1 protein-coding gene (only partly in view) is annotated in these 25796 nt (G+C 70.1%); it reads left to right on the top strand.

The features are described 5' to 3' along the window. The first annotated feature begins 247 nt into the window (after nucleotides 1-247). Nucleotides 248-25796: the 5' portion of an MFS transporter gene (locus QMK34_RS15105; protein WP_326414575.1), read on the top strand. 25919 nt of this gene lie beyond the right edge of the window; the window shows 25549 of its 51468 coding nt (coding positions 1-25549); its start codon is at nucleotides 248-250; its stop codon lies beyond the right edge, outside the window.

Here is a 25796-nt window from a genome sequence, read left to right as displayed (position 1 = left end):
GCCAGCGGTCTGGACAGATCATCGCCGAACAGGTGATGAGACGGGCTTGGTGTGTATCCCCGCCAAACCGGAAAAGACCAGCTGGACCTGGTGTTCTTATGGATACCGGGCGAGGTCGCAGGCGCTGCCGCGACCGTTTACGCATCTCGCGTAGCACCTCTGTGTTCCTCTGTGTTCCGCATCCCCCTTCGGCGTTTCCCGCCGGTCCCAGGCCCTCTGGCCACCCTGCTTCCCAGGAGCGACTTCGATGTCCAGCCACACCCCGCGCAGCACCGCCGTGATGGCGGCTGTGTGGCGTGCGGCGAAGTGGACAGGACAGGCGCTGGGGAACCTGCTGGTGTGGTCGTTCGCAGTGTCCGCAGGCATCGTCACGGTGTGGTTCGCGCTGAGCCTTCTGGGCTCGCCCCACACCGCCGAAGCAGCAGGCCTCCCTGGCGGCGGCGGACGCGCGATCGACATCAAGCCACCGACCCAGAAGGTCCAGAAAGCGACCGGCGGCGGAGGCGACAAGAAGGCCCAGGGAAGCTCGGGCAGTGGCCCCAAGCCCCAGGGCAACTCGGGCAACAGCGGCCCCAAACCCCAGGGAAGCTCGGGCAACAGCGGTTCGAAACCCCAGGGCAACAGCGGGCCCAAACCCCAAGGCAACTCAGGCAACAGCAGTCCCAAACCCCAAGGCAACAGCCAGGGCAACAACCAAAGCCACCCCACTGGAACGAGCAACCAGAACCGCTCCAACTCCGGCAAGTCGAACGATCAGATGGCGCGGGAGAACCCCTCCCTGCGGCCCGACTTGCACCCGAACACCCCCCAGGCGCACGCGGCGCAGGACTACCAGCGCCAGCAGAGCGACATACAGCGCCAGCCCGGCGTGGCCGACTCACGGCAGCAGGCGCAGAAGCGGATCGACAACGCGTTCTCGGGCAACCAGAACACGAACAAGCCGGGCCCGCAGAGCTCGCCGATCCCCCAGCGGTCGACACCTTCGTTCGACTCCAGCATGCCGGGCAGCGATCGCAAGGACCAGCGGACCGCCCGGCAGAACGCCAGCGACGGCGTTCCGAACGGCAACAGCAACGGTCGGCCCGCCGCACCTCCGCAGCACGCGGCACCGGCACCGGCCCCCGCGGTGCGGACCCCTCAGGTCCCCGCGGCACACAAGCCGACCGCCGCTCCCAAAGCACCAGGAGCCGACGTCGCGCCGCTGCTCGACGGCAAAGCAATGGTGGGCCCGGTCGGCCCTGGCGCGGCTATCGGACAGGTGATGAGCGCCGGGCAGAAGAAGGACCTCGCCAAAGAGGAGCTGACAAGTGACCTGAACCAGGTGAGTCGCTCGGACTCGCGCTCCGGCGCCGTCGTGGGCAGCAAGACAGCGCTGAACTACGCCCATGCGAACGGCAAGTCCACGATCAACGACGTCGACGTCAGCGGGCGGGGCCAGGTGGACAACCGGGTGGGCACCCCGGACGGGCAGGCGTACTCCGAGTTGCACGGGAACGCCTCCTCGTGGAACGCGACCAGCAGCACCCGCGCGGTCTCCGGCGGGCCGGTCGCGACGCAGCACACCGAGGGCAGCGGCCCCGGCACGAACACCTCGGGCAACGGCAAGGGCGGTCCGCAGCTGGCGGTGTCCGGCAAGGGCAAGAGCGACGGCTCGAACGGGCTGGGCGACTCGGTCCACAAGGACGGCACCGGCAAGCTCGCCATGACCACCGACGCCAAGGGCAAGACCTCGCTCGACGGCCACGTCACGGGCGTGGTGGACACCAAGAGTGTGCGCGGTAAGAACATCGACCAGGCTCATCTGGCCGGTGACCTGACCACCCACCAGGAGTTCGCCGACCGCAACGGCAACGGCGGTCACCTCAGCTTCAGCGGGTCCAGTGCGCCCGCACCCGACAGCGTCTCGGTGCAGAGCACCCGCGGCGGCGGCAGCCGGATGATCAACGGCCAGGGAAACTTCGGCGGAAACCCGGAGACACTCGGCCAGACGCGGTTCGACTTCGGTGACCAGAACGGCGCCGGCGCGCGCGTCCGGAGTTCGGTCAGCAGCAACATCAGTCCCCAGAGCCCGCCGGGCAGCCCGCTGCAGGGCACCCTCACGACCACGGCGGTCAACGGCGACCGGGTGCGCAACTTCTCGTTCGGCGGCTCCGAGGGCGGGGTGGACCATCAGTTCGGCGACGCCACGGGTGTGGGCAGCAGGACCGACTTCGCCGGGAACGGCCGCTTCACCACCTTCGACAGCCAACCTGGCCGCAGTTCCGACCACGGGGAATGGGTCGGTGACGGTGTCCAGGGCTACCACGACTTCCGCACCGCCGCGGGCGGTGCGATGGGCGGCACGGTGCAGGCGGGCACCGTGACCCTGACCAACGCCGAGAACCAGTCCCGCACGGTCGGCGGCCGCGACGTCGGAGCCGGCCTGCTGATCCCCGACGCCCAAGGCGGGCACAACGGCCAAGCCGTGTCGATCGGGCCGGACAGGAACGGCTACACCTCGGGCACCGACCCGAACCCGTTCCGGATGCTGCCTTCGAACGCGGGCGTCATCGAGGCGGTGGGAGTCGCCGGTCAGGAGCAGAGCCAGCAGGCCTCCCTGACGCAGTCGCCGCCCAGCGCGGGCCAGGCGCCGAACGAGTTCGCCAGGCTTCAGAACCAGGCGTCCGAGACTCTGCTCGGCCTCGACAGCGCCGACCGCGGAGCGCTGCAGGCGTACAACACGAACCCCCAGCTGAAGACTGCCGTCGACCAGTTCACCAAGGACTTCAACGCCGCACAGGCGGCGGGCGACACCAGCCCGGCGACGCTGGCGAACCTGAACAAGCAGGCCAAGGCTATCAACACTGTCGCGCCCGGGTTCGCCGGAGGCTGGGCGGACGCCCGCGGGAAGATCCAGAACGCCGAGCAAGCGGGCTGGACCCCGCCGACGATCACCGCCGCGCAGGCGGCACTGATCTCGAACCCGGACCTCGTCTCCAAGTACGTGCGCACTTACACCGGCGGCCGGGCACCCACCTCCGCGGAGGTGCAACAGGCCGCCGGGGCGATGGTCACCGACATCACCACGCAGCACTCGACAATCCTCGCCAACAACGTCACCACTCAGCTCACCTTGACGCCTAGGGTCGCGGCCCTGAACAAGGCGGGCGAGAGCTATGTCGGCAAGGTCGACGCGATCAACGCCCGCGGCGGGCTGACCCCGGCGGAGGCCGACAAGAGCAACCCGAACAGCCTGATCAACCAGCTCAACGCCGAACGGGCCTCGCTGCAGGCGGCCGGGCAGGCGATCGACGCCGACCGAGCGACGCTCCAGGCGTCGAGCGACGCCGCGCAGCAGAACCTGCGCTCCGTGGAAGGCGCCGTGGCGGCGGCAGCGGCCACCGGCGACCCCGGTGTTCCCCCGACCGGCGCCGGAGGTTCCGGCAAGCTCGTCGGTGCGGGTATGCCGCCGGGAAATCTCGGCCAGCCCCCCTCTTTGAGCAGCGCCTACGCGTCCGGGCTCCAGTCCGCGAACGCGGGCCTGACGTCCGCGGAGAACGCGGACCGCGCCGGGCTGCTCCTGCCCGCCGATCCCCACAACGCGGGGGTGAAGTCCGCCCTCGACAACGCCGCCGCGCTCGCCGGGCTCGGCTACAACTCTTCGCTCGGCCAGCAGAGCCCCACCGGCGTCCTGGCCGGGCTGAAAGCCCCGTCGCAGGGCTACAACGACTATCTGCCGGTGGCCACCGCGGCCAAGAACCTGCCTGACTTGGCGCAGCTCAGCGGTATCCCGCGTGACCAGTACGCCAAGCTCAACGCGGACCAGCGCGCCCAGGTGGCGAGCGGGAACACGGCCCAGCAGTTCACCGACAAAGTGCTGACGCCGACCAACGGGGACAACTCCGGGCTGACCAACGGGGTCAGCAAGGCCTGGATGAACGTGTCCAACGACCTGTCGGAGGCCATGCAATGGGCCACCCGGACCGGCGAATCGATGAAATCGGCACTGCCCCCGTCCCCGATACCGCAGACGGAGTTCATGACGGAGACGAACTCCTTCCTGGAGCAGCTGCCCGCCAACGTCTCCGAAGGGATCCGCAAGGCTGCGACCGAAACCGGCAACGTGATCAACCCCTGGGGCCCTGGCGGTCCGTGGGGCTCGCAACTGCTGGCACCGCAGCCGGGAGAAGATCCCAATGCGATGTTGTTCACCGAAGCCTGGAACAAGCAGCTCAACGCCACGGTGACCGCCGCGGACGGCACCGTCAAGGGCACCAGGGCGGACTACCTCCCGTTCACCGCGATGGTGAACACCCAGGTCCGGGATCTCACCCAGGCAGCCGCCCCCGCGGTGACCCGGGGCGACTTCGCGCCGCTGGGCCACTACTTCTCGAAGCCTGCCAACATCTACAGCACCGCGTTGCTGGCCGTGCCGGGGGGCGCCCTCACCAAGGTGGCCGCTCGCACCGCGGGCGATGCCGCGGCGGTCGCGGCGGCGGAGACCTCCGGTGCCGCGTCGGCCTTCTTCAAGGGCACCCAGTACACGATGAACGGCATCGGCAGGGTCGCCTCGATACCCGGCAGAATCGCCACCGCCCCCGCCATCCCGTTCCGCGCCGCCGCGGGCGGCACCCTGGAAGCGACCTCACGCGCCATGGGCATCTCGGCCAACGTGGCGGACGCCGGTTCGATCGCGGCCCGCAACCGCGGCACCGCCGCGCGCGACGCCGGTAACACCGGCCGGGCGCAGGTCTGGGACGGGACGTCGACCGCCCTGCGCGGCGCCGCCACCGGTCTCACGAGTGCGGGCAAGGTGGTGGGCAAGACCGGGCAATGGGTCATGCCAGGGCTGCTGAAGGGCCCGTCGCAGAGCGCCGAACCGCAATCGCGGCCGGACCCCGACGGCAACTACGTGAGTCACGTACCTGGGGCCAGGGGCCAGTCCGGGCCCACCCCTGCCCAGGCACGGCAAACGCTGGGCGGCCTCTCCAGGACCGCGACACCGGCGGAGATCAACCGCGCTTACAAGAGGGAATCCAGGACTCAGCACCCCGACTTCGGTGGGTCCAATGAGGCAATGGACAACCTGGGCGCCGCACGAACCAAGCTGACAGAGGACTACAACGCGCGAGGCTGGGCCAGCCGGACACTGCTGCCCGTCACCGGACGTCTCGGCGACGCGTTCGACAGCGCGCGCACCCGGCTGTTCGGCGACCGGGCACCGGCCGCGGCGCCAGCACGCGCACCGGCACCGATTGCAGCGCTGACCACCGGCCGCGCCCTCGCGGAAGAGGGCGCCGCGCCGATCGTGACCGAACGGCCTGTCACCGCCGAGCAGCCGACGCCCGCGACGGCGCAACGTGCCCTCACGCCAGAGGACAGCTGTGTCGGCGCCGTGTGCAACCGCCTCGACGACGTCGAAGCACCGCCAGGCCTGGCCACCCGGGAGTCACAGCAGACGGCACTCGCCATCCGCGCGGCCAACGGCATCGAACAGCGGTACGGCAGCACGTTCCAGCCCGCCGACTTGGGCGCCATCGCGACCTCGCTGGGGTTGGCGCCCAACGGTCTGCCCCGGCCGGGGGAACAACCGGTTCCGGACGGCAAGTACGGTGTCGCCGCACTCTGGAACAAGGACGCGGCCGGAAAACCGGTCGGCGCCATGCACCTCGTCACCGTCGAGGTGATCGGCGGCAGGATGCAGGCCGTCGACTGGAACCCCGCGCTGCGCGAGTACCAGACGCTGGACCCGGCCGACCCGGCGCTGCGGAACGTCCAGGCCTTCATGAACCGCAAGGAACCCACCTCGGCACCGGGGATGGACCTGAGCAAGATGCCGACGGAGGTCGGCGCCCGCGACGGCGCGCTCGAACCCGTCCCGGCGGAACGGCCGACCTTGCCCACCGAACGACCGAACGTCCCGGCCAAACGCGCCGCTGTTCCCGCCAAAGTCAACGTCCCCGGTGGACGGGTGGGCACCCCCGCCGAACAGGTCAACGTCCCCGGCGGGCGGGTCGACGTCCCCGCCGGACAAGTCAACGTCCCCAGTGGACGCGTCGAAGCCCCCGCCGGACAACCGGTGTCCGTCGAGAACCCCGGCGGCCCCGCCGTCGCCGTCCGTAATGGCACCCCGGCAGTCGCAGAAGGCGCACGGCCCGGCTCCCAGGTGGCAGCCGGTCAGCCGGTCACCGCCAGTGACAGCGGGCCACAGCCCGTGCCGGTTCGTCCCGTGGCCGCGGCCGTCCAGGTCGGACACCCGGGCGCGCCGGTCGCAAAGGGAACGACAGCCGACGCCGCGACGCAGCGGCCCGGCGCCGTCACACCCGGCCGGGCAGCAGCGGAGCCAGGCTTCGTACCGGCAGCCGCTCCTGTCCGGAACAACGGTGCACCAGTCGAACCGGCCGCACCGGTGGTTCAGGCTCGTCCGGCGGCGCCCCCGGTCCAGCAGGCCGCGCGGGCCCCTGACATGGCACCCGACAGCGCTCTCCTCGCGCCAGAAGTGACCGAGACCAGCAGCCCCCTCGCCGAACCAGCACCACGACTTGCGTCGGCGAAAGCCGACAGCCGCCCCATCGTCCAGCAGCACCACGCCACGGACGGCGAGCGCCATCCGGCCAACCGTGACGACGGCGATGGCTCCGGCGGCACCCCACAGCAGCCGCTGGCCGTCCAAGCCCCGCCCGCACCCCGCGTGGTGCAGGAGGAATCGGGCACGGCCGGTGGGACCGGCGGGACCGGTGGCTCAGGCGACGGCGGTGATGGTGGCGGGCCGGACGACGTCGGCATCGACATCGACGTCCTGCTGGCAGAGATCCGCGACGTGCTCGACAACAACCGGACCAAGGTCGCCGCGGTCAGCGGCGAGCTGGACATGCCCCCACCGGTCGGCACCTCAGCGTTCACGACCCTTCTCGACAACGTAAGGGCTCTGCTCAACGGCACGACGACGACAGGAGACCTCCCCGACTTCTCCGAGAGTGGCCTCACCCGGAGGCAGCAAGCAGAACTGCACGACAGGCTCAACGACTTCATCAACCAGTGGACCAACCTGCGGACGGACGAGCTGTCCGACCAGCAGCTGCAGGCCAGGCAAGCCCAGCTGAACCGACTGGGTCAGCAGGGCACCCCGTTGTCCGAAACCATGATCCTGTCCTTCGCGCTCACCGCGGAAGCGATCCTGCGGGCGAAGGGCGAAACAGTAACCCTCGAACAGGTGGCTGCCGCCATCTTGATGACCCGCGGGCACTGGGCCGAAATGAAGACCGGCGAAGGCAAGTCCAACGCCATCATCCTGACGGCGAACCACCGGGCAGTGCACGGACGGGACGCGAACGGCGACCCGGCACCGGGCAAGACTGTCCTGGTCATCACCTCCGATACCAAACTCGCTCAGCGCGACGCCGAAACACTGGCCAGGGTCAACCGGCTCCTGGGTCTCACGGTCGGCCGCGACGCGCCGGGAATGACACTGCTGGAACGGCAGAACGCCTACAACGCGGACGTGACGGTCACTGACCCGAACACCCCGGTCTTCACCTACCAGGCCGACGGTCTCGCCCAGTCGCTGGCCGAGCAGGCCTTGCGCACGCCGCAGCTCATCATCGGTGACGAGATCGACTCACTGGTGCTCGACCAGCAGACGGACGCCATCACGACCCAGCGGGACCCGGCGGCCGCCAGCGCGGCGCTCGACGCCGACGTGCAGACCGCCGCAGGACTGGCCCTGCGGCTCGACCCGTCAGTGCACTACACGGTGACCTGGAACGGGATCGAGTTCACCGAAGCGGGTATCGCCCGGATAGAAGACGCACTACTGGGCGTCGACAAGGTGTACGCCTCACCAGCTCAGGTGCACATGATGCACCTGATCGAGCAGTCGCTGGTGGCCATCCACCACTATCTGGAGAACGAGCGCTGGATCCCCGGTGAAGACGGCGGGATCCAGATCGTCGACGAAGCGAGCGGGCTCCCGCTGCCCGACCGGCGCTGGCAGGCCCAGCTGGACTCGGTCATCCAGGCGCTCGCCCGGATGGATTCCTCGGCGACGCCGAGCCGCACGGTGGCCTCGATGTCGGTGAAGTCCTTCTACGGCAGGGCCCCCGAGGTCGTCGGGACGAGCGCCACGCTCAGCCCGGCCGCTGAGGAGATCCGGCGGACCTGGAACGCCGAGGTCGTCCGGATCCCGCGGCACAACCCGTCGGCCCGCCAAGACCTCCCCGACCGCTTCTACACCGGCAACGGCCCGAAACTGCAGGGCGTGCTGGACAGGATCGCCGCCGCCCACGCGAACGGCCAGCCGGTCCTGGTCGGGACGCCCTCCGTGCTGGCCTCGAAGACGCTTTCCAAGCTGCTGACCGGCCGGGGGGTCCCGCACGAGGTGGTCAACGCGACGAACGCAGACGAGCTTGCCAAGATCATCGACACCTCCGCGCGCGAGGGCGCGGTCGTCGTCGCGACCAACCTGGCCGGTCGAGGGCAGAGCCCGATAGCGGGTGGGCATCCGGACAGGTTCCCCGACGCCGCAGCGAACGCGGAAGCCGTACGGGCCGCTGGCGGGCCGCTCGTGCTCGGCACCGAACGCAGCCCCTTATCCAGCCGCATCGACGAACAGCTCGCCGGTCGGACCGCGCGAAACGTGTATGTCGGCAAGGACGGCATCGAGCGGCCCAACCCGGGCGAGGCCGAGTTCCACGTCTCCGTCGACGACCGGCTGATCCGCGAGTTCGCCGATCCGGCGATGCTGGCGGCGCTGCTGAAGAAGGCCGGGAAAGACACGGAGATCGGCCCGGAACACCCGCTCTGGAACGACTTCCGCGACTTGGTCACCGACGCCCAGCTCAAGGCCGAGGAACACTACGCCGCACAGCGCGAACACCAGGCAGACTACGAAAAGGTCGTCGCCGAGCAGGAGAAGGCCCACCGCGGCAACCGCGACAACGTCCTCCGCAGCGGGCACGACCCGCGCGCCGTGCTGGTGGACGGCCCGCCGGTCGGCGACAGCCCGCTCAACCCGGACGTCGTCCGCGACAAGCTCGGCGCCATGGTGGAACGGATCGCCCGCGAGCACCTGGGCCTGATCGTCACCAAGGCCGACCTGGCCGCGCTTTCGCAGCACCTCGCCCAGCTCTACGCCCTCGGCGTCGACCTCCAGGCGCCCGGCACCCGGCTATCCGGCCGCAAGGCGATCATCAGCAAACTGCGCGACGACATCGGCGCGGCCTACGACCGCTACGCCGCGGGCCTCGGCCCGGAGAAACTGCGCGCCCGTGATCGGCGTGACCTGCTCGCCATCGACGACGCACTGTGGTCACAGCACCTCGAGAACCTGGCCGAGCTTCGCACCGACGCGCAGCTGCACGCGGCCGCGGGCCTCGACCCGCTCGAGGTCTACCGCGGCGAAGCCCGGAAGCTTTTCGACGCCATGAACGACCAGGTGTGGGAGAACTACAGCCAGACCGTCTTCAACGGCCAGGCACTCCCCCAGGCCCGTGTCCCGGAAGCGGCCGTCGAGCGGGCGCCCGAAACAGCCGTGAGCCGCGACCCGGTGACGGCCGCCCAAGGCGAGTTCGACCACCAGCGTGCGGTCGCCGAAACCGGTAACCAGATCGACTACTGGCAGCGGACCGTCGACCACACCGCGGCGGAACTGGACGCGACCCGGGCGCCAGGCACCGGGCTGGACGACCTCACGAACCGCATGGCCAACCTGAACCGGGCACTGGACCTGGCCCGCGAGCGTGGCGACGTCGCCGCTGAGGACGTCCTGACCGACCAGCTCGCCCGCGCCGAACACGCACGGGCACGGATCCAGGGCATGCTCGACGAGCGCACGGCGCTGCTGGACCGGGCACGCGACCAGGTCGCCGCCGCGCAGCGCCGCTACACCGAGCTCACCGGCCGGGCGTACGAACCGGCGTCGGCCGCAGCTCCCGCCGAACCGCTGTTCACCGTTCCCGAGAACCCGGCCAAGATTGACCTCCCGCTGTACGACGCGATCACCCGCGGCGAGAAGCCCGAAGGCCTCACCACCGGCGAGGACGGCGACCTCGCCCGCATCGGCGAGCTGATCGACGAGTTCGGCGACCGGCTGCTCAACCCGGTGACGGATCTGGAAAAGGCCGCGGCTCGCGAGGTGGCCGCACTGATCCCCGCGCGGCCCGAGCTGGTCCCCGTTCGCAGGCAGCCGGGCAAGTTCAGCCTCGGCCGCGCGGTCAGCGCCGTGGTCGCGACGACGCTGTACGTGGTCAACCCGCACGCCGCGCCGGTGGACGTTCCCCCGGTCGTCACGGATCTCGCGCCGCACGACACCGTGGACACCGCCGCGCCCGGGGAGACCGGCGGCACGGGCGAAACCGGCCAAGGCTCCACCGGGCAGGTGCCACCGGGCGCCGAAGTCCCGACCGGCGGCACCGGCGACGAGACCCCGCGCCAGACGACGACGTCCACCGAGCTTGTCCAGCAGCACCCCGAGACCCCCGCGACGACCGGTCTGGACCGGGCGACGGGCACCGGCACCGCGGCCGAAACCGCCCAACCGGGCAGCTTCGGCTGGTGGCTCACCACGGCGGCCAACCAGGACGACCAGCGCCACCTCACCACCGACCGGCGGATCGTCGCGCCGGAGACGGTGGGCCAGTACATCCGAACGCCCATCGGCCTGCTCGACAGGACCGCCATCAGTGCGGCCCGCCGGACGGCGCCGGAGGTCCCGGATCACCACGTTCCCTTTGTCCCCCATCACCTGTGGTGGACCGCTGACCGCGCGGTCGCCCGCGGGCAGCTGGCCGGGCGGCTCGGGATCTCCGAGCAGGAAGCCGAGATCGTGCTGTCGGCGATCTCCACCCTCTACGCGATGGGCGAACCGACCGAAGGCCTGTCGGCGCAGGATCGTGAGCTGTACCGGGGCCAGCTGATGGCTTCGGCGAAGGCGGCGAACACCGCCGGACAGCAGCAGGTGCTCGAAGCCTTGGCGGACCTGGTGTTCACCGGAACGACGATGAGCTGGGACGAGCTGCGCCTGCTCTACGCCCACCTCGTGCAAGGCGCCGACACGGTCGAACTGCTGGAGCAGCTGGATCTGACCGACGCGCACCGCCGGTCCGTGCTCGAGACCATCGAGGAGTATCTGACCGCCGTCGCCCAGACGACGAGCAACCCGCCGTCCACCATCCGTGACTACGTCGCCAGCAGGCTCGGCCCGGCCGTGGCCGACGGGATGACCACGGCCGACCTCATCGGGCAATACATCCGGCTCGCGTCGCTGGAGGACGTCCGTGACGCCGATGGCAAACAGGCTCTCTACACCTACCTGCGCTCCCGCATAAGCGGCGAAGGCGGCAAAGAGGCACTCGCCGCCATGCGAGCGCAGGTCCTGGCTCACGACGGCGCGGACGCCGGGCTGCTGGAGCCGGAGGACCTGGCCGATCGTTACCTGGCTCTGGCGCAGGCCGCCCACCTGGCGACGACGCTGGAAGGAGCCTTGGGCAAGCTCGGCGCGCCGTCGATCCGAGCCGCCGTGGCGCTGGCCGCCGAAGCCGAAGGTGAGCCGTGGTCGGCGCTGGCGGGCACACAGCTCGACGTGGTTTCAGGTGCCTACCTCGGCACCGTGACCCGCCCGGCCCACCAGGTCGCCGGGGCGGCGTACCACGGCCATGACGACCGGTTCACCGAGAACGCCGAGCTGGCCGACGCCACCGACCTGCTCGACGCGTTGACCAGGGCTGCCAACGCGGTCGAGGTGGCCCGGGAGCACCGCGACGAGACACGGACCGCGGGTGGATCGGACCTCGACGCGGCGGAGAAGGCGCTCGAAGCCGCCGAAGCCGAACTGACAGCCGCCAAGAGCGCGGCCGCCGAGGCCGCGACGGTTCCCACCACCCGAACCGATCACCGCCGCCCGCTCGTCACCGTGTTGCAGCGGGCGTTCGCCGACCTCGCCGACGACTTCACCGATCCGCTGGACGCCGTGGCAGGCAAGGTCGGCGCCACCCCGGAGCAGCTGGCACGGCTGTTCGGCCTCGGGCTGATCCCGGCGGGCGGGAACGGCCGCCGCGGTGGCTCCGGCCCGGCCGACGGTGTGACGCCAGGGCGACGTCCGCTGCCCGGCCCCACGGAACAGGAGCGCACCGAAACCGACCAGGGCAACTCCGGTCAGCCGGACCCGGCCAACTCGGGACGGGACCCGCCATCGGGCAACGGCCCGGCCAACGACGACCCCGCGTCGTCCGCTGGCAGCACCGCCCCCGGCACCCCGGCGGGCGAGGAGGAACTCGGCACCCCGAGTTCCACTGTGGACCCGAAATCGCTGCGGGGCAGGCTGACGACGGCCTTCACCCGGCTGGGCCGCAAGGTGTACGTGCCTGTCGAGCTGGGCCGCACGGCGCCGTCCATAGTGGACAACGTCGGCCGCATCAGCACGTCGCTGGCCAACGGCGAGATCATCGAGCCGACCGGCACCGTGGTCGCCGAGGACGAGCGCTACTACTACGTGGCGACCAACAAGCACGGGGTCGAGAAGCCCGTCGGCGACATCCGGTTCGACCTCGGCGGCAGCCGATTCGTCCTGACACCGCATAGTCAGCACGCCGTGCGGGACGTGGCGGTCCTGCGGCTGGACAAGGCCGCGGTCCAAGCCAAGCTGGGTTACGCGCTGACCATGCCGGTGCTGGACGACACCGAGCAGCACCCCATGGACCTCGTCGGGATCGTCGGCTACCCCGGCGGCGGCGGGCACCCGGCGCTCGCGGTGGGTCGTGTCGGAAACATCGGCAAGCACATCACCGTGACCGGCCTGTCGCGGGTGACCCAGGGCTCCTCCGGCAGCCTCGCCTTCCGCTGGACGGGTGACCCGGACTCGCCGCCGGTCGTGATCGGCATCTACGTCGGCTGGAACGCCGAGTCGACACCCGAACTGGACAGCCTCCTGATCCCGGTGACCGTGCTCACCGAGCTGCTCGCCGGCCGAAGCCCAGCAGACGCCCCCGCCGCCGACACCGGCACCGGTGACGTCGTTCCCGCCGGGTTCACCACCGGCCCCAAACCCACCGGTGATGAGTCCGACGCACCGCTGGACCAGCCCGGCGCACAGGTTGGCCCGATCGCCAGGTGGGCGGCCGTGGTGAGCGCCGAGGCGCGGCAGGGGATGCTGCGCATGGGCGGAGTGTTCGACGGACGTGCACGGCGCCATGCGGAACCAATGGCAGCACGGATACGGTCCGCGGTGATCCCGCCAGCACTCACGATAACCGCAGGCCTGATCCAGCTCACCTTCGCCGCAGTGCTGGGAGCTTGGGCACTCGTGATCGCCGCTCCCACCGCGATCCCCGCGGCGATCATGCTGCCGCAGCGCAGCGGCCGGTTGAGCACGGCTGGACGGGAGGCGCGCCGCGCCATCGCTGGCTACGTGGCAGAGCTGACCACCCAGGCAGAGCAGCTGAACCACGCACGGCGGGACTTCGAAGCGGCCGACCAGACCAATGCCCCACCGCTGCTGAACAAGCTGAACAAGCTGCGCGAGGACGCCGGCACCAAGCTGGCACGCGGCCCCGCCATTAAAGCTGAGCTGCTGAAGGAGGCGAGCGAGGCCGGCATCAGCCGCCCGTACCTGGCACGGCTGGCCAGCAAGCTGGACACCGCCCAGCAGCACCTGCGCGACCGTCACCGTCCCGGTCGGGCAAGCTGGCAGCACACCTGGGCCGAACGGTTCGCGAACTGGATCGTGGTGCTGGTAGCGGGCAACTTCTTCATGAACGGCTACACCCCGCCGCTGCTCGGTGACCCCCTGCGGGAGCACCTTCACGTCAGCAACAGTCCGATCTACGGCATCGCCCTGGTGGCAATGGGCTTGATCGGTTTGCCGCTGTCCAACCTCATCCCGCGAACCGGGGTGGCCCGATTTGTGGCGATGATGGCAACCGTGGCGGCAGCCGGGTTCGCCACGTTAGCCCTCGCACCCCTCGCCCCCACTCTCACCGTCACCCAGGTGGTGGTCTACGCCGGGATGGCGCTGATAGGAACATCCGTAGGCGGATTCTTCGCGATCACCGGATACCTGACCTCCCAGGCACATCAACGATCCCAGCAGCTTGAACGCGCCCGCCAGCCACGGGAGCGCACCCCCGGCGAGATCAGCGGGCGGAACTACATGGTCATCCTCGGAGTGGTGACCGGGCTGCGGTTCGTCTACGACGGCGCGCTGCGCACATCCTGGCCGCTAGGCCTCGCGGTCGGGATCGGACTGAACGTCCTGTTCGGCGTAGTGGGCTGGCGATACGCCAGCCACGACAGGTCCGCCGAGGACAAAATCAACGTCTTCCAGGCATACGCTGGGATTAGCCGGGCGCTGCGCCAGCACGTCCTGGCACGCTGGCTGGCAGCGATGAGGTTCTTCACCGGCGGGCTAGGGGCAGTGTTCGAAGGCACTGTGGTCACCGCGTTACGTCACCGCCCGTTCCCGGACCTGCCCACCATGGTGGCACCAGTCGGTTTCATCTACCTCCTCGGCGGCTGGGCGTCCGCGTGGCTCTCCCGCTTCATCAACCGCTACCCCACGCAGCTGCTGGCGGGAGCCGTGCTGGGCACCCTCGCGGCCGGCGTCGGTCTGCTGAGCGGTGAGCTACTGCTGACCCCCCGTGCGTTGACCGCTGCCTGGTTCGCCAACCTGGCGGTCTGGTACCTGGTCATCGAGACCTCCACCAGCACCATCACCGTCGCCGCCCCCGTGTTCATGGCCGGCAGGGTCAGCAAGAACGAGAGCATGGCCACCCAGAACACGGTCACCTTCACCCACTACATCGGCGGCACCATCCTGTCCTACGTCGGTCTCAGATTCTTCGACCTCCATTGGCTCCCCACCGCCTTTACCGGACCCGCCGCCCTCATCGCGTTCCTCGGAATCGGGGCGGGCATCGCCACCTACGGCTTCCGCCGCGCAACACGCCCGGCCACCGACCCCAACACCGTGACCGCAGCGGCGCACACCGGACGGAGCCGGCGACTGACCAAGGCGGCGGCCAAGGCAGTGGTTGTGACCGCGATCCTTACCACGACTATCTTGTTCCTCGGACCAGGCGTGGCCAGGGGCGCCGCGGATGGGCACGCGACGCCACCTTACGGCGGCACCGGCTCCAGCCAGAAAAACCCCTCGCCCGAGAACACCGACGGTCACGGTGCCCAAACCGACCAGCTTCCGCCGAAACGCGGACCACCGCCGCAGACTGGCACCACCACGAACGGCAACGTCACCGACGGCAACGTCACCGGCGCTGCCGAGGAAGACAACGGCCCCGACAACCCGACCGTAATCCAAAACCACGCCGGAACGAAGCCAACCACCGCACGAATGACGGTGATCGCTCAAGCGGGCCAGCCGACCGTGGTCCTCGCGGGCTTCCCGGTCCCGGCCGCCGACGAGCCGTCCGGCCGGGCGCCGACCGAGCGCGTGCTCGTCGTCGACGACATCCCCTACCGGCTCACCGGCGAGCCGGTCGGCCTCGGCGACCGCGACGACATGGGCGTCTACCTCAACCTCCGCACGCGGCGCGGTCACTACGCGACGGTGCGATACGACCCCGCTGCCGGTGAATGGACCTTGCAGACCGAGGGCGAGTACCGGGTCACCAGTCGCGGCCGGACACGAAGGTACCTGCACCTGCGGCCCGGCGACACCCTGCGCTTCGACGGCCACGAACTCGTGTTCGGCGAACTGTCCGAAGCGGACAAGGACGTGGCGCCGGCGCCGGCACTGCGTGCGAACCCGCTCGCGGACCGCCGCCGGGGAATGGCGGCGAAACAGGCCGCCACGAGCTACGTCGAAGCGCAGGAACATCTGCGCTGGCTCGACTGGGGCGTGCACGAACAGGTGACGGAACCGGGGATGCGCTACAGCACCCTGCAAGCCGCGCGCAAGGCACTGAGCGACGCCCTTTGGGAGCTGCGGGGCATCTCGACCCCTGGCCTGGCCAACATCGTCGGGCTGAACGCCGCGGTGGCTGGCAAGGCCTTCCCGCTCACGCCGGAGGCGGTGGACGTTCTCAGCTCGCTGGCCCAGTCCGTCCTCGACGACCGCACAGTCGAGTACTCCGGCACCCCGGACACCGCCGTTCCGCCCGGAGCGTCCCTGATCGTCGACGACGTCGAACTCGAACTGACCGGTGAGCCGCTGACCTTCGGCAGCGACCGGGACGCCACCGTCGTCGTGCCACAGGACTACGAGGTCAACGGCGAGCAAGCCGCGGTGAACCACGTCCCGGGTGTCGGCTGGGTGCTGCGACAGACTGGTGGCCGCGGGATCCTGGTCAACACCAGGTCCGTTCCGTACTGGCACCTGCGGCCGGGAGACGAATTCTCCCTCGGCGACGTCAGGATCCTCTTCATCGACGAGTCGGCGGGAGAGCCGGACGAAGGCGACGTGGTCCAGGCCGGTTTCGGCAGCGCCGGTCCCGACCAGCCGCGGGACGAGCCGGACGAACCGCGCACCTTCACCCTCGACGGAGTCCCCCACCTGCTCACGGGTGAAGCGGTCGGCATCGGTTACGGCGACGCCATGGGGCTCCGGCTGCCCAAGCGGCGCGGAATCAGGAAACACCAGGCGACCGTCCGCTACGACCCGGGTTCGCGGGAATGGACGCTGCAGGCCCGGCCCGGTGGCCTGATCAACGTCGACCGCGTCGCGCGGCCGTATGTCACCCTCGTTCCCGGCAGCACCGTGGTCATCGGCCGCCACCTGCTGGTCTTCGGCGGACTCGCAGACGCCGTCGGCACCATCCCGGTGGCGCGGGCGCTGGAATCCGTGCCCGACACCGACGCCGAGCTCGGCAAGATCGCCAGGCGCGCGGCCCACTTCTACGCCGGCTGGCAGCGCGGGCTCGCCGACTTCGACCGCAGGATCGAACTGGAGCCGCGCAACATCGACCTGTTCAACGACCGGCGGACGGCCAGCGCCGGCATCGAGGCCTGGAACACCGCCGGGGCCGGGGCGTTGCGGGGGATGTCCACGACCGCCCTCGAGAACATCCTCGGGCTCGCCGCCGGCCTGGGCAGAGCACCGATCACCCTGGACCGGACCACCCAGGTCGTGCTGGGTTCGATGGCCGCACGGACACTCGACGAACGGCTCCTCGAACGGCGGGGCGGGCCCGCCGCCGAACCCGTCCGGCTGCCGACGGCGTGGTTGATCGTCGAGGGCCGCCACCACGAAGTGACTCGCCGGGCCACCACCGTGGGCAGCGGCCCGCAAGCCGACGTCGTCCTGCTGGACGACCACGCGGTGGATCAGCGACACGTCACGCTGTACTACGAGCCGAGTCTCGGCTGGTTCGTCCAGGCGGAGGAAACCCACGGGATCGGCTTCGGCGAGGCCACCATCCCCTACGCGCACCTCATGCCCGGCGACTTCTTCCGGCTCGGCCGGACCGTCGTCCAGTTCGCGGGCGACCCGGGAGCCCGGGGCGACCAGGACACGACGGCGCTGGTGCTCGCCGCCCGCCCGACGACACCGGCCAACCATGAAGCCACCCCGGGCACGCCCGACGTGATCAGCCACACGACCCGGACGACCGGCCGGGCAGGCCGCGACGACACCGCCGTTCTCACCCCCGGGGGTGCACCCATCACGACGACGAGCCGGTCCGCGCTGACGGCCATCGCCCGCGCGGCACTGCGGACCGCCCGCTCGGCCAACAACATCCGCGCACCCTCACTATCCACTTCGGACACCACCCGCACCGCGGCACGCACCGGGTCCACCCGGCTGCTCACCGCGGCCCTCGTGCTGCCCGTCACCGTCGCGGCGGCGACGCTGCTGAACACCGCGACAGCCGCCGCCGACACCCTCGACGCCGCACCGGCGATCCACTCCGGCACGGCGTGGATCGCCGCGGCCGGGCTCGCGGCGGCGACACTGCTGCACTCGAGGGCGCGTGCGGTAGTCCTGACCATTCTCGGCGGGCTGATTCAGCTGACCGCGGCCACGGCACTCGGCCTGCACCTGCTCGACCGCACGATCGCCGGCCCGCTGGTACCGGGCCTGCGGACCCCGCCGAACCGCCACCTCGCCGACCGCATGAACGGCTGGTTGGGCGAAATCGCCGAGCACCGCCCGGAACTCACCGTCTTGGAAGCGGAACTGGCGAAAGCCCAACGGCGCTACAACTCAGCGCTGCCGAAGTCGCGGCGTCGCGGGAACGACGATCCCACGCTCACCGCCCTGGACAAGGAACTGGCCCAGGCAAAGGATCGGGTGGACGCCGTGCGGGCGAAGCTCGACCGGGCGCTGCGTGAAGCCGTCGAGGCAGCCGAGAACGCGGGAGTGACCGTCCGGGGGCTGCGTAAGCTCCATGACGCCGCGATGACCAGGAACCAGCAGGCACAGGGTCCGTGGATCGGCCGGTTCAACGGACTCGGCGGTGCCGCCGACCTGTTCCCGTCGATCGCCGCGCTGATCATCGCGAAAACCTACGACGACCTCACCACGCCGTACCTCGACATTCCGGTGACCAAGGTGCCGATCCTCGCTTCGGTCGCGCTCGCCAGCACCGCGGTGGGCTTGCTGCTCGTGTCTTTCCTCGGCAACCGGCTCGGCCTGAAGAGCGTGGCGGTCATCGCCGTGATCACCAGCGCCGCCTTCCCCGCCATGGCCTTGCTACCGCACACGCCGGCGGGATTCACCTACGGACTGATCCCCGCCTTCTTGGTCGTCGGGCTCTATGGCATAACCGGCGGCGTGGTCCGCGACGAGCCACGGACCCGCCACCCCGTGTCGTCACTGGCCGAGATCCGGCGCGACTCCCAGATGCAGGCCAACTCGGGGCTGGCGGCGGCCGCGTTGCTGGCCGTCGACGTGGCAGCCATCGCGTTGTTCGGGCTGGGCATGGCATTCGTGCTGACTGGGGCGATTGTCGCCGGGGTCACGGCCCGCGCGCTGTGGGTCAGCTCCGGCGGCATCGTCCCCAACCGCAAGAGCACCATCGCCCCGGCCAGGGCCCTGCCCCGGAACTGGGGCTGGACCGCGATGACCGAATCGACCAACACCTACACTGTCATCGCCGGAATCACCTTCGGCCTGATGTCCGCACCGTTGGGGACGCTGGCCATCGCGCATCTCCCCGGGCTCAGCTCCGGCATCCAATCGCTGGCGATCCTCGGGCTGGTGCTGGCGAACAAGCTCGTCAGCGCGAGCGTTCAACAGGTGTGGCCACGGCTGCTCGGACGACTGTCCCCGGCCGCCGTCACCCGCCTCCCGGTCAGCCTGACCCAGTGGCACCTCGGCGTGCTCACGGTGCTGTTCGCCGTGGAGTTCGCTGTCTCGTCGATCGTGACGCTGAACTTGCTCCTCGCGGCGGCCGGGGTGTTCTACCTGCTGCCGTATTCGTCGATGAACGCGCTGTCGCCGGGTAAGGCCAACAAGACACGCATCCTCGCCTCGACCATGTTCGGCGGCTTCCTCGGCTCGCTCCTGTCCACAGTGGTGCTGGGACCGCTCGAAGGTCCGACCGGCGCGCTGCCCGCCCGCATGTCCGTCCTGCATCTCGCCATCCCCTACCTGGCCAGCACCATCCTCACCCTCGCCGCCGCCACCAAGCTGATCAACCGGGGCGGCCCGCTCCACCTGCTCAAGACCCGGCTCGAAGAAGAACTCGGCAAGACCTACTGGAAGAACAAGCCAGGCATCGGCAGCAGCAGCGACCTCACCAACGCCCTCATCGACCGCAAACTCACCACCGTCGGCGATGTCGCACACTGGCTCACCACCATCACCGCGGACACCGCCACGCACGCCGGATTCAGCGCGGATCAGGTCGACCTGATCCGCCAGGCGATCGCCCCGCTGCGGCCCGGACAAAAGAAAGGCCGCCCCACCGGCGCCGGTGAAGACCCGCGCTTGGGCAAACACGTCATCCCCGCACCGGAAACCGACTCCGGCGAGAACACCGACGGCGAGGGCCGGGTGTTCCCCGCCGCCCACAGCAGCAGGCCAGGAAAGGAACCGCGGCCGGACGACGTCGATCAGCGGCAGACCCGGGACGGTGATCGGGGTGGACACTTCCGGGCCGGGGCGTTGGTCGGCTCCGCGGTGGCCGGTCTCGCCGCGGCGGCGAAGACCACGCTCGCCGTGGCCACCCTGCTATTCGACAGCGCGATGTCGGCCCCGGGCGCAGGCTCCCGGGAAACAACGACCGCCGCGGTGTCCACCCCGACCGCGCGCGAACGCCTCGCACCCCCAGGTGTCCTGAATGCCGACGTGCCTGACGCGGCGGGCCCACCGGTAGCCGCCACACCGGCCACCACCACCGCGGGGCACACCGCGAACCCGTGGGAACGCGGCCGCGGACCACCGCCGCGGATGGCTACCGTGCTCCAGCGGCTGGCCGCCGCGGTGACGTTGCTCGCCACCATGGCGGTCGGGCTACTCCTGAGCGCGGGCACCGCCGACGCGAGCACACCGGCCGCCACGTCGTGGACATCCACGATGCTCACCGCCGTGTCCGCGAATCCGGACCAGGCGGCACTTCCGACGCATCTGGTCGTGCCGGGCGACACGCTCAGCGGGATCGCGAGGGGGAAGAACACCTCGCTCGAGCGGATCCGGCAAGCCCCGGCCAATGCCGGGAAGATCTTCTTCGGTGACCTCATCCATCCCGGCACCGTGCTCGTCCTGCCGCCATTGCCGGCAGGCATGGTCCAGCTCCGCCACGGCGACAGCTGGTGGCGCCTCGGCGAGCAGTACCGCGACAAGCACGGCGTGCCGCTGGTGCAGGCCATCGCCGAACTTCGCAGCCTGAACCAGAACCTCAAGACCAACAAGCTCGACGAAGGTGGGGAATTCCGCATCGCGCCGACACCGACACCCGAGGAGGAACCAGCACCGATCCACCAGAAGGAGCCAGCCAAACCGGTTCCGCCTCAGCAGAAGCAGCCCGTACACCAACCGGGCACCTCGCTGTGGGACGGCCTGAAGGGCGTCCCCGGCACGGTGACGGCACTGCTGGGCAAGTCCGTCACGACCCTGCTGGCCGAACTCGGTGGGCTGGTGGCGCTCGTAGGCGCCTATCAACGGATCAGGAAGTGGCGCAAGCCCCCAACAGCGAGCGGGACGAGTGGCCCGGCGCTGAGGCCGAGCGACCGCGGACAACGGGCAAGGCTCCCGCTGTGGTCGCAGGATCGGGCGGGCCGCCGGGAGCTGCGCGCGTTCTTCGACGAGACCCGCTCGGCGGCGAAGCGAACTCGGGACCTGGCCAAGGAGCTCATCACGGCGCAGCGATCGGCCGCGAGGGCGAACCAGGTGATCCAGGCACAGCGACGGCGAGAGGAGGCCGCACAACGAGTGGCCCAGATACGGGCTGATCTCCGGGGCGGCCCGGGTGTCGCACAGCGAGTACGGCTAGTCACGGCCCTGCTGAGCGCGTCCATCGCTTACACCACCGCGGTGGTGAGCGGACTGGTCGCATCGTGGCGGGTGCCTGCCGGGCTGCGAGCCGAAGATTGGCCGGGCACACTGGCCGCGCTTCAGCGGACGGTGGACGCACTGACCAGTGACTACACGGACGCGAAGCAGCGCAGGGATGACGCCGCCCACCGGGGCCGGACCGAAGCGAACGCCGCCGGATTCTCCGGCAAGCGGATCACCCGGGCCGAGAACTGGGCCGCCGGGCGGTGGCTCGCGGTCCTCGCCGAACTGGTGGCGTTGTTCGATGGCGAGACCTCGGTGGCGACTCAGCTCAACAGCATCGCCTCCGCGCCGCTGGCCGGGCAGACCGGGATGAAGCCCACCGAGGTGGCGCGAGCCGGCTCGTCCGCCGGGAATCTTTCGATCAGCGGCGCGCTGGCCGGCGCGCTGTTCGGCGACCGGCTCAGCAAGAACATGATCGTCATCAATGTCGGCGGGATCGCCGGAGTCGCCGGGCTGGTCCTGCTGGCCACCAGCCACAACGCGGCGACGCTGATGTTCTCGATGTACTTGATCGCGGCCGGGCGTGCGGTCGTCGGGCAGATGCGGGGCCGCTACGACGTCCTCTTCCCGGTTCACGGTGACGACAAGACCCGCCGGGAAGGGCGCTACCAATCGACATTCCGGCTGCACCAGGTCGGCCGCCCGCTGCTGTACGTCCTCAGCTTCGCGACCGTCGGCGTCCCGGCCACCTTGCTGAGTGCGGCTGGACTGTTCGCCGTCGTCCTTGGCCTGTCCTTCGTCGCACTGCGCCGGGCCGACCCGCTGGCCCGCCCCCGGCCGCCACCGACACCTCTCAGGTCGCTCACCGGCCTGCTCGGCCAGGTGCTGGGCACCCCACGCGGCATTCAGCGCTTCCTGGCGTCGCCGACGCTGATCGTCCTGTTCTCCGGGCTGTACTTCTATGGCCTGGCGGGCGGAGTGCTCGATCAGGTCGTCGGCCTCAACGCCCCGTTCGAGGCCAAGGCCGCGATCGGTGTCTTGGTCGGGCTGCTCATCGCCGTCTCCCGCGGCGTCACCGTCCTGATCATCAAGGACTGGAAGCGGCTGAACAAGGTGCTCGGCTCCACCGGTGGCTGGCGGCTGTTCCGCGACGAGAACGCCCAGGTAGGCCCGTTCAGCGAGGCCAGAGTGCTCCGGGCGGTCACGCTGCTGCCCATCACACTGGTGCTTCCGGCGGCGGCCATGGTCCTGTGGCCTGCCAGGATCGAGCCCCTGCTGGTCATGCTCACGATGGGGTCGCTGTTCCAGTCACTGGCCCAGATCCCGCCGATCAAGTGGACCGAAGGCGGCGCCGGGGCCAGCATCAACAACGCCGCCAAAGCCAGCGGCCCCGTGCTCGGCACGAAACTCGGCCTGTTCGCGATCGGTGGCATCGGCCTCGCCGTCGCCCAAGCCGTGACTTCCGGCGCGAGCGTCGAGTCGGTTCACGATCTTGTCCGGGCAGCCAATCTGGCCATCGCGGTGATGACTCCGGTCGTCGTCGGCATCCCGTTCATCCTCTCCAACCGGATCGGCAAGCTCCGCAAAGCACCCAAGGACACCCTCGTCCTCGCCCTCAAGGCCAGTGGCATCGGCGACCGGCTCATCGAGCAGATCACCGGAGCCCTGCAAGCCCGTGGACTGCGCGACCTCGGCTCGATGGCGGCGGTGCTGTACCCCGGGAATTGGACTCCCTCGATCCCCCTCGGCCGGGCGGGACGTTTGGTACTGGGGCAGCAGCGCCGGGACGACCTCATGGGCGACCTCGACCACATCATCGAACAGGCCGCCGCCGACGCATCTCCCAGCGAGAAGCAGGCCGCCAAACAGGCCGCCACGGAAGCCGTGTCCGCCTTCCTCGACATCGTGCGGGACTATTCCGAAGACGCCGAGGGACACACTGACCACTCCGGTGGCGGTAACCGCAGCCCACCGGACGCCGGTGAGCGCACCACACCGACCGCGACCAGCACCGGACCCATCCGGCCGCTCACCGCGACCCTCGCCGTGCTCGCGAAGTTGTCCGGGCGCGTTCAGTCCGCGGTGCTCTCGCTGGCGCTGCCCGTAGCCGCCGCTCTGCTTCAGCTGACCGTGGCCACCGCACTCGGCCTGCACCTGCTCGACCGCGCGGTCGCCGGCCTGCTGGTACCTGCCTTGCGGACCCCGCCGAACCGCCACCTCGCCGAAAGGATGGACGGCTGGCTGCGGGACATCGCCGGGCCCCGCGGGGAACTCACCGCACTGGAAGCCGAACTCGCACAAGCCCAGCGACGCTACAACTCCATGCTCCCGAAGAAATCACCGCGACGCCGGACCATCACCGAGCCGATCGCCGCGGCTCTCAAAGCGGACCTGGCACAGCTGCAGGAACGGGTGAACACCGCCCGCGCCACGCTCGACCGGGCCTTGCGTGACGCCGTCGCGTTCGCCACCAACGCCGGGGTGAAAGGCAGCAAGCTCAACGCACTGCACCGCGCCGCAATGACCAAGCACCAACGGGTCCAGGGCCGGTGGATCGGCTCACTCATCGGGCTCGGCGGTGCAGGCGACCTGTTCCCCTCCATCGCCGCACTCGCCATCGCCCGCACCTTCGACGACCCCGCCACACCGTTCCTCGACATCCCCGTCACCCACGTACCGATCCTCGCCGCCATCGCACTGGTCAGCACCACCGTCGGCATGCTGATCATGCACCGCGTCGGCGACCGCGCCGGGCTGAAGACCGTCGCGTTCATGGGCGCGCTCACCGTCACCCCGTTCCCGGTGATGGCGATGCTGCCCCACACCCCGGCCGGATTCACCCTCGGCATGATGCCGCTGTTCGTCATCGTCGGGCTCTACGCCATCACCGAAGGCGTCATCCGCGACGAACCCCGCACCCGCCACCCCGTCTCACCCCTCGCCGAAATCCGGCGGGACGCCCACATGCAAAGCTTCTCCCAGCTCGCAGCCGCGGGTCTGCTGGTCGCCGCCGTCGAGGCCATCGCCTGGTTCGGCGTCGACACCGCCTTCATTCTCACCGGGCTCATCCTCACCGCCGTCATCAGCCGCGCCCTCTACGTCACCTCCGGCGGCATCATCCCTGACCGGAAACCCACCACCGACGACGCCGAGGACAGCAGCGGCACCACCGGTGGCACCCCGGCCCGCGCGCTGCCCGCCACCCGCGGGTGGGCCGCCATCCGCGGCTCGCCCAACACCCACACCCTCATCGTCGGCATCGCCTTCGGGATGATCTCCGCCCCGCTAGGCGCGCTCGCCGGCGCGCATTGGCCGGGACTTCCCTTCAGCATCCTGTCCCAGCTCATCGTCGGGCTCGTGCTCGCCAACAAGGTCTTCGGCGCCGTGGCTCAGCAACTGTGGCCGCGGCTGCTGCACCGCCTCACCCCCGCCGGGCACGCCCGGCTCCCGGCAACGCTGTCCACCTGGCAGCTCGCGGTCACCAGCGCGCTGTTCGGCATCCTGATCGCCGCGCCGTCGTTCGGCACACTCGGCCCGGCCATCGCCGCGGTCGGTGTGTTCTACGGCCTGTCGTTCTCTATGACCATGGCGCTGGCACAAGGAAAGTCCGCCAAGACGGGCATCCTGATGTCCACCATGTTCGGCGGTTTCCTCGGCACCACCCTGTCCACCGAACTCCTCGGCCTCCTCGAAGGCCCCACCGGCGACCTGCCCGCCCGTTACGCCGACCTCATCCTCGCCGTCCCCTACGAACTCGTCATCGCGGCCTCCATCGCGGCGGGCGTCATGCTGTTCAAGGCCCGCGGCGCACCGATCGCCCTGCTCAAGGCCCGGCTCGAAGAAGAACTCGGCAAGGCCTACTGGAAGAACAAGCCAGGCATCGGCAGCAGCAGCGACCTCACCAACGCCCTCATCGACCGCAAGCTCACCACCGTCGGCGATGTGGGACGCTGGCTGGACACGGTGACCGCAGACATCGTTACGCACGCCGGATTCAGTGCCGATCAGCTCGACCTGATCCGCCAGGCGATCGCCCCGCTGCTACCCGTGCGAGAGAAGGACGGCCCCACCGGCGCCGGTGAAGACCCGCACTTGGGCGACCACGTCATCAAGGCGCCGGAAACCGACCCCGACGAGAACACGAACGGCGAAGGCCCCGTGTTCCCCGCCGCCCACAGCCGCCGGTCCGGGGAAACCGGCCCCAGCCAGGAAACCGTGCGCCGCGCGGTGCTGGGCGGGGGCCTGTGGGCCGAGACCACGCTGACCGACGACCGCGTGGTGATCACCATCCACGAGGACGCCGGTGGCAACCTGGCCGAGGTCTCGGTGCGCCGGAACCGATTCACCGGGTTGGTCAACGGCAAGCTGCGGGCCAGGCTGATGGCCGACCTCGAGCAGGTGCTGGTGGAGGGGCAGCGGGCCGACTCGG

This window comes from Amycolatopsis sp. H20-H5, assembly GCF_035828755.1.
Taxonomy (GTDB): Bacteria; Actinomycetota; Actinomycetes; order Mycobacteriales; family Pseudonocardiaceae; genus Amycolatopsis.
This window is presented reverse-complemented; position numbering and strand designations above follow the sequence as displayed.